The sequence below is a fragment of the Kineococcus aridisoli genome (genome assembly GCF_050871885.1).
Classification (GTDB): Bacteria; Actinomycetota; Actinomycetes; order Actinomycetales; family Kineococcaceae; genus Kineococcus.
This window is the reverse complement of sequence record NZ_JBJLSF010000008.1, coordinates 81,130-87,656: the sequence shown is the minus strand read 5'-3', so window position 1 is coordinate 87,656 and position 6,527 is coordinate 81,130. Positions and strand designations below refer to the sequence as shown.

6 protein-coding genes and 1 pseudogene are annotated in these 6,527 nt (G+C 77.4%); 4 read left to right on the top strand and 3 right to left on the bottom strand.

Annotation, left to right across the window (positions count from 1 at the left end; translation table 11 throughout):
- Positions 1-5 precede the first annotated feature (5 nt).
- From ACRYM2_RS04185 to truB, 4 genes and pseudogenes are all read left to right on the top strand, one after another.
- Positions 6-116: pseudogene (locus ACRYM2_RS04185) on the top strand (AAA family ATPase); the annotation flags it as partial.
- Positions 117-154: 38 nt separating this feature from the next.
- Complete coding sequence (locus tag ACRYM2_RS04180) at positions 155-448, top strand: DUF503 domain-containing protein (protein ID WP_166617298.1); 294 nt, start codon at positions 155-157, stop codon at positions 446-448.
- A 20-nt stretch (positions 449-468) separates the two neighbouring features.
- Positions 469-978 carry a 30S ribosome-binding factor RbfA gene (gene rbfA / locus ACRYM2_RS04175; RefSeq protein WP_432520088.1) on the top strand — a complete coding sequence of 170 codons (510 nt, stop codon included), beginning with the start codon at positions 469-471 and terminating at the stop codon, positions 976-978.
- 129 nt (positions 979-1,107) lie between these two features.
- Positions 1,108-2,031 (top strand): tRNA pseudouridine(55) synthase TruB, encoded by a 924-nt coding sequence (gene truB / locus ACRYM2_RS04170; protein ID WP_432520087.1) that lies wholly within the window; start codon positions 1,108-1,110, stop codon positions 2,029-2,031.
- Positions 2,032-2,108: 77 nt separating this feature from the next.
- Here the strand turns inward: truB and ACRYM2_RS04165 are convergent, their stop codons facing one another.
- The 3 genes from ACRYM2_RS04165 to ACRYM2_RS04155 all read right to left on the bottom strand — a co-directional run bounded on the left by ACRYM2_RS04165 (position 2,109) and on the right by ACRYM2_RS04155 (position 6,520).
- Positions 2,109-3,443: a dicarboxylate/amino acid:cation symporter gene (locus tag ACRYM2_RS04165; RefSeq protein WP_432520086.1), complete on the bottom strand. Its 1,335-nt coding sequence runs from the start codon at positions 3,441-3,443 to the stop codon at positions 2,109-2,111.
- 176 nt (positions 3,444-3,619) lie between these two features.
- The gene (locus tag ACRYM2_RS04160; protein ID WP_432520085.1) at positions 3,620-4,339 is read right to left on the bottom strand and encodes a PspA/IM30 family protein; all 720 of its coding nucleotides are present in this window, start codon (positions 4,337-4,339) and stop codon (positions 3,620-3,622) included.
- A 102-nt stretch (positions 4,340-4,441) separates the two neighbouring features.
- Positions 4,442-6,520: a TPM domain-containing protein gene (locus ACRYM2_RS04155; RefSeq protein WP_432520084.1), complete on the bottom strand. Its 2,079-nt coding sequence runs from the start codon at positions 6,518-6,520 to the stop codon at positions 4,442-4,444.
- Positions 6,521-6,527 lie beyond the last annotated feature (7 nt).

Genomic DNA, 6,527 nt, shown 5'->3' with positions numbered 1-6,527 from the left:
AGGCCGTGGAGCAGGCGCGGCAGGCGCTGCGCGCGGTGCGCCAGGAGGTCGCCAAGGCCGTCGTCGGCCAGGACGCGGCGGTCACCGGGCTCGTCATCGCGGTGCTGTGCCGCGGCCCGCGGGTCCCGCCCCCCGGGCGGCCACCCCCTCACGCATGTTCACCGGAACGCTCACCTTCGACCTCCTGCTGGGCGACGTGCACTCGCTGAAGGGCAAGCGCAGCCTCGTCCGGCCGCTGGTCGCGGAGCTGCGACGCTCCTTCGACGTCGCCGCGGCGGAGACCGGCCACCTCGACCTACACCGGCGGGCGGAGGTGGCCGTCGCCGTCGTGGCGCCCGACGCGGCCCGCTGCGGCGACGTGCTCGACCGCTGCGAGCGCCTCGTCGCGGCCCACCCCGAGTTCCAGATCCTCTCCGCCCGGCGGCAGTTCCTGTCGTCGGACGACTGACCGCAGCAACAGGAGCCCCCGTGGCCGACCCCACCCGCGCCCGCAAGCTCGCCGACCGGATCAAGGTCGTCGTGGCCGACGCGCTCGAGAAGCGCGTCAAGGACCCCCGACTGGGGTTCGTCACCATCACCGACGCGCGGGTCACCAACGACCTGCAGCACGCCACGCTCTACTACACCGTCTTCGGCAGCGACGAGGAGAAGGCCGGCACCAAGGTGGCGCTGGAGTCGGCCAAGGGCGTCCTGCGCGCCGAGGTCGGCAAGCGCACCGGCATCCGGCTCACCCCGACGCTGACCTTCACCGCCGACGAGATCCCCGAGACGGCCACCCAGATCGAGGACCTGCTCAGCAAGGCGGCCGAGCAGGACGCGCGCGTCGCGGCCCTCGCGGTCGGCGCCACGCCCGCCGGTGAGGCCGACCCGTACAAGAAGCCCGTCGACGACGACTTCGACGAGGACGACGACCTCGACGAGGACGAGGACGAGGACGACGAGGACGACGAGCCGGACGCCCTCGACGGCACCCGCTGACCCCGCCGGCGCCCGGGTGCTCGCCCGGGCGCCCGGCGGTGGCGGATACCGTGGCGGCGTGGTTCCCCAGGACGGCCCGGTGCGGCGCACGCGCGCCCACGACGTGCACGGCGACGCGGGGGGCACCGCGTGAGCTCCCCGCAGCAGGCGGCCCCGGCCGCCGGGCGCCGACCCTCGGTGGGCGACGGGATCCTCGTCGTCGACAAGCCCTCCGGCTGGACCAGCCACGACGTCGTCGCCCGCTGCCGGCGGCTGCTGGGCACCCGGCGGGTCGGCCACGCCGGCACGCTGGACCCGGCCGCGACGGGGGTGCTGGTGCTGGGGGCCGACCGCGGCACCAAGTTCCTCACCCACCTCGTCGCGCACGACAAGGCCTACACCGCCACCGTGCGGCTGGGGCTGGCCACCGTCACCGACGACGCCGCCGGTGAGCCCCTCGGCGAGCCCGTCGACGCGACCGGGACCGGCGAGCAGGACCTCGCCCGCGCCCTCGCGGCCCTGACCGGGCGGATCCAGCAGGTGCCCAGCTCGGTGAGCGCCATCAAGGTCGACGGCAAGCGCTCCTACGCCCGGGTGCGCGGCGGCGAGGCCGTCGAGCTGCCCGCGCGCCCGGTCACCGTCAGCCGCTTCGGCGTGCTGGCGCGGCGCGACCAGGCGCCCTTCGTCGACCTCGACGTCGAGGTCGAGGTCTCCAGCGGGACCTACGTGCGCGCCCTGGCCCGCGACCTGGGTGCGGCCCTCGGCGTCGGCGGCCACCTGACGGCGCTGCGGCGCACCCGCTCCGGGCCCTTCGGCCTCGACGACGCCCGCACCCTGGAGCAGGTCGAGGCCCAGCCGTCGGTGCTCCCGCTGGCCGAGGTCGCCCGGCGCCTCTTCCCCGTCCGCGACCTCGACGAGGCCGAGGTGCGCACCATCGCCCACGGCGGGTTCACCGCTGCCTCGGCCCGCGAGGGGACCGTCGCCGCGTTCGCCCCCGACGGCACCCTCGTCGCCCTGCTGGGCGACACGGCCCGCGGCGCCAAGCCGCTGCTGGTCCTCACCCCCGCCGGCTGAGGGCCCCCGCACGCACGACGGCCGCCACCCCGGACGGGGGTGGCGGCCGTCGCGCGTGCGGGCCGAGCGAGCCGGTCTCAGGCGGGGACGGGCTCCTCCACGGCGGCGGGACGCCGGCGCCGGTAGCGCTGGAGGTCGAGGATGCCCTCGCGCTTGGCGACGATCGTCGGCACGAGCGCCTGGCCGGTGACGTTGACCGCGGTGCGGCCCATGTCGAGGATCGGGTCGATCGCCAGCAGCAGGCCCACGCCCGCCAGCGGCAGGCCCAGCGTCGACAGCGTCAGGGTCAGCATGACCGTGGCGCCGGTCAGGCCCGCGGTGGCCGCCGAGCCCACGACGGACACGAAGGCGATGAGCAGGTAGTCGGTGATCGACAGGTCGACGCCGAAGAAGCCGGCCACGAAGATCGCCGCCAGCGCCGGGTAGATCGCCGCGCAGCCGTCCATCTTCGTCGTCGCGCCCAGCGGCACCGCGAAGGAGGCGTACGAGCGCGGGACGCCGATCTCCTCGGTGACCCGCTGCGTCACCGGCAGGGTGCCGATGGAGGAGCGGGAGACGAAGGCGAGCTGGGTGGCCGGCCACACGCCGGCGAAGAAGTCCCGCACGCCCAGGCCGTGCGCGCGCAGCAGCACCGGGTAGACGACGAAGAGCACCAGGGCGAGCCCGGCGTAGACGTCGACGACGAAGACGGCCAGCGGGCTCAGCGCGTCCCAGCCGTAGCTGGCGACGGCCTTGCCGAGCAGGCCGACGGTGCCCAGCGGGGCCAGCCGGATGACCCACCACAGCACGGTCTGCACGACCGCGAGGGCGGAGCGGGCCACCGCCAGGAACGGTTCCGCCTTCTCGCCGACCTTGAGGACCGCCACGCCCAGGGCGATGGCGACCACGAGCAGCTGCAGGACGTTGAAGGACAGCGACGTGCTCGCCGTGGTGGTCCCGTCGGCGCCCGTGCTGACGTCGGTGGACGCCTGCAGCCCGAGGACGTTGCCGGGCACGACCCCCTGCAGGAAGTCCAGCCAGGAGCCCGTCGAGGACGGCGCCTGCGCGGCGTCCGCGGACACCGACGAGTGCGCCCCCGGGTCGGTGACGATGCCGATGGCCGTGCCGATCGCGACGGCGACGAGCGCGGTCACGGCGAACCAGAGCAGCGTCTGCCAGGCCAGCCGGGCCGCGTTCGCGACCTGGCGCAGGTTGGCGATCGAGGTGATGACCGCCAGGAGGACGAGCGGCGGGACCAGCGCCCGCAGCAGGGTGACGAAGGTCGAGCCGATGGTGGTGAGGGTGGTGGTCAGCCAGTTGGGGTCGTCGGCGGTACCGCCCATCGAGCGCGCGAGCGCGCCGAGGGCGATGCCGAGGACGAGGCCCGCGAGGACCTGGACGCCGAACGACGTCCGGCGCAGTGCCGAGAACACGGGAGGACTCCTGGGGAAGCGGTGACGGGGGGCGGCGGTCGATCGGTGCGCGCTACCCCCCGCTCGCCGTGCGCCCCAGGTCGATGTGGAGCCGCTTCGTCAGGTCCCGTCCCGTGTCCATGCCGCCCAGGAGAATGCCACGCCGCCGGCGGGCATTCCCGCCCGCACCCGCCGGGTCAGGCCGAGCCGGACTTCAGCGCCGCCAGCCGCGCCTCGACGTCCAGGTCGGTGGCGGCGTCCTCCAGGTCGGCGAACTGGGCCTCGATCGAGTCGGCCTGCAGCTCGGCCTGGCCCGCGACGCGGGCCTCCTCCCGGCGCACCCGCTCCTCGAAGCGGGACAGCTCGGAGGTGGGGTCGAGCACGTTGAGGGAGCCGATCGCCGACTGCACCTGCGCCTGCGCCTGGGCGGCCTTGGCCCGGGCGACGAGCTGGTCGCGCTTGGTGCGCAGCTCGGCGAGCTTGTCCCGCATCGAGGCCAGCCCGCTCTTGAGCCGCTCGACGACCTCGGTCTGCACGGCGATCTGCGGAGCGGCGGCCGCGACCTCCTGCTCGAAGGAGATCTGGCGCTTCAGCGCCACCTTGGCCAGCTCGTCGAAGCGGTCGGCCTCGGCGCTCCGGCCCTCCGCGCGCAGCGCGTCCGCCTTCGCGGAGGCGGCGCGCGCCTTCCCGCCCCACTCGCGCACCGCCGCGACGTCGTCGTCGCGGTCGGCCTCGGCCAGCCGCAGGTTGCCGATGGTCTGCGCGACGGCCGCCTCCGCGTCGGCGATGTTGGCGGTGTAGTCGCGCACCATCTGGTCGAGCATCTTCTCGGGGTCCTCGGCCGCGTCGATGAGCGCGTTGACGTTGGCCCGTGCCAGCTGGGCGATGCGCCCGAGGATGCTCTGCTTCTCCGCCACGTCGTGTCCTTCCCCGCCGGGTGCCCCGGCTGTCGCGGTCTGCGCCGTCCCTGCTGGGACGTGCCTGGGTGGATGCTGCCGGACGGCGGGGCCGCGGGCAGGTCAGAACCGCCCGCCCGAGGAGCGCCGCCCGCCGCCGGAGGAGCGCCGGCCCCCGGAGGAGCGGCCGAAGGACCCGCCGGAGGAGCGGCGCGAGGAGCTGCGGCGCCGCGGGGCCTCGTAGCCCCCGCCGGACCCGCCGCCGAACCCGCCGCCCCCGAAGCCCCCGCCGAACCCGCCGCCGAAGCCGCCGCCCCAGCCCGGGCGCCCGCCGGCGCCGCGCAGGATGCCGCCGAGCACGGCGCCGAGGTCGTCGGCGGGGGTGCTCGCCTGCGGGGTCCACGCGCTGACGTCCGCGCGGGCGGCGGCGCTGGCGCGCTCGGCCAGCGCGTCGGCCTGGCGGGCGTGCTCCAGGGCCGCGGCCGGGTCCTGCCCGGCCAGGGCGGTGGCCTGCTCCAGGTGGCGCTGCGCCTCGGCCAGGCGGGTGCGGGCGCCCCCGCCGACGGCACCGCGGCGGGCGGAGACGAAGTCCTCGGCCGCCGCGATCTCGGCGCGGGCGGCCACGAGCGCCTGCTCGAGCGCGGCCGCGGCGGCGCGCCGGTCGGCCGCGGCCGCCTCCAGCGCCCCGCGGGCCGCGTCGAGGGCGCGCTCGGCCTCGACGACGCGGTGCAGCGCACCCAGCGGGTCGGCAGCCCCCTGCTCGCGCACCTGCTCGAGGACGGCCAGCGCGGCGGCGCGCGCGGCGCTCGGGCCGGCGGCCGGGACGCCCGCGGCGTCCACCGGTGCGGCTTCGGCCGCCGCGCGCAGCCGCGCCGTCGCCACGGGCAGCTCGGTGACGGCGCGGCGCAGGTCGCTCCCGGTGCGCTCGAGCGAGGCGAGCAGCTGCTCGGCCTGGGCCAGGGCCGTCTCCGCCGTGCGCACGGCGTCCACGACCTCCCCGGAGCGGCTGGCGTCCACCAGCGCCGCGCGAGCCGCCGCCGCCGAGCGCCGGGCCAGCTCCAGGCGGTCGGCGGCCTGGTCGGGGGCGTCGGCGACGGCCGCGACGGCGGCCGGACCGAACTCCTGCCGCAGCCGCGCCAGCCGCTCCCGGGCGGGCGCCACCCCGGCCTGCGCGGCCGGCAGCCGCCCCTCGAGGGCGGTGAGGACCTCCGGGGCGCGGCGCACCAGGTCCCGCAGCGCGTCGACGTCCTCGGAGGCCTGCGCCAGGGCCTGCCCGCTGCTGCGGCAGGAGGTGACGACCTGCGCGAGGACCTCGCGGGTGCGCTCCTCGGTCTCCGGGACGGCGTCCTCGAGGGACTGCCGGGCGGCGAACGCCGAGGTCAGCGCGGCGCGCGCCTGCTCCAGGACGGTGCGGAACCCGGCGGTGCGCTCCTCGCCGAACTCCGCGGCCGCGAACTGCAGCTCCTCGGCGCTGGCGCGCACGGCGTCGTCGGCCTGCACGAGCAGGGCGTCGGCCCGCCGGCGCAGCTCGGGCGTCGGGGTGCCCGTGAACTCCGCGGCCGCCCCGTGGGCGGACCCCGCAGCCGCCCCCGCGGCCGGCCCGCCGCCCCGGCGGCGGCGGCGGGCGAGGGCGACGCCGACGACGAGGGCCGGCACCGCCAGGGCGCCCACGACGACGAGCGCCCCGCCCGCACCCGGCCCGGAGCCGGACCCCGCGCCGGAGCCGTCCAACTCGCGCCGCAGGGAGTCCGCGCCCGCCACCGCCGCGTCGGCCCACGCGTCCTGCGCGAGGCGCTCCTCGGTGTCGCGCTCGACCTGCCGCACGCCCGCCTCGTCGACGGCGAAGGCCTCGTCGACCGAGTAGGTGTAGGCGCGGTCCCGCACCGCCACGGCGAGCAGGACGTCGTCGACGCCGAGGTCGGAGACGACGGCGGCCTCCTCGGCCCACTCCTGCGCGCCCACGCCGTCGAAGGAGTCGACGTAGACGACCCACAGCTGCACCTGCGCGTCCTGCTGCAGCCGGCGCAGGGCCTGCTCGACGGCCCGCTCGTCGGCGGGGGAGAGCACGCCGGCGCTGTCGGTGACCTGCCCGGCCAGCCGGGAGGGCGGTTCGGCGGCGGTGGGCGCGGCGCCCGTCAGCAGCAGGCCGCCGGTCAGCAGCAGGCCGGCGAGCAGGCGGGCCGGGCGGGGGCGCGGGGGCACCCGGGCA

Excerpts from the sequence above, each read along its gene's own strand:
- ACRYM2_RS04180 (WP_166617298.1), top strand. The coding sequence starts at position 155 with ATGTTCACCGGAACGCTCACCTTCGACCTCCTGCTGGGCGACGTGCAC.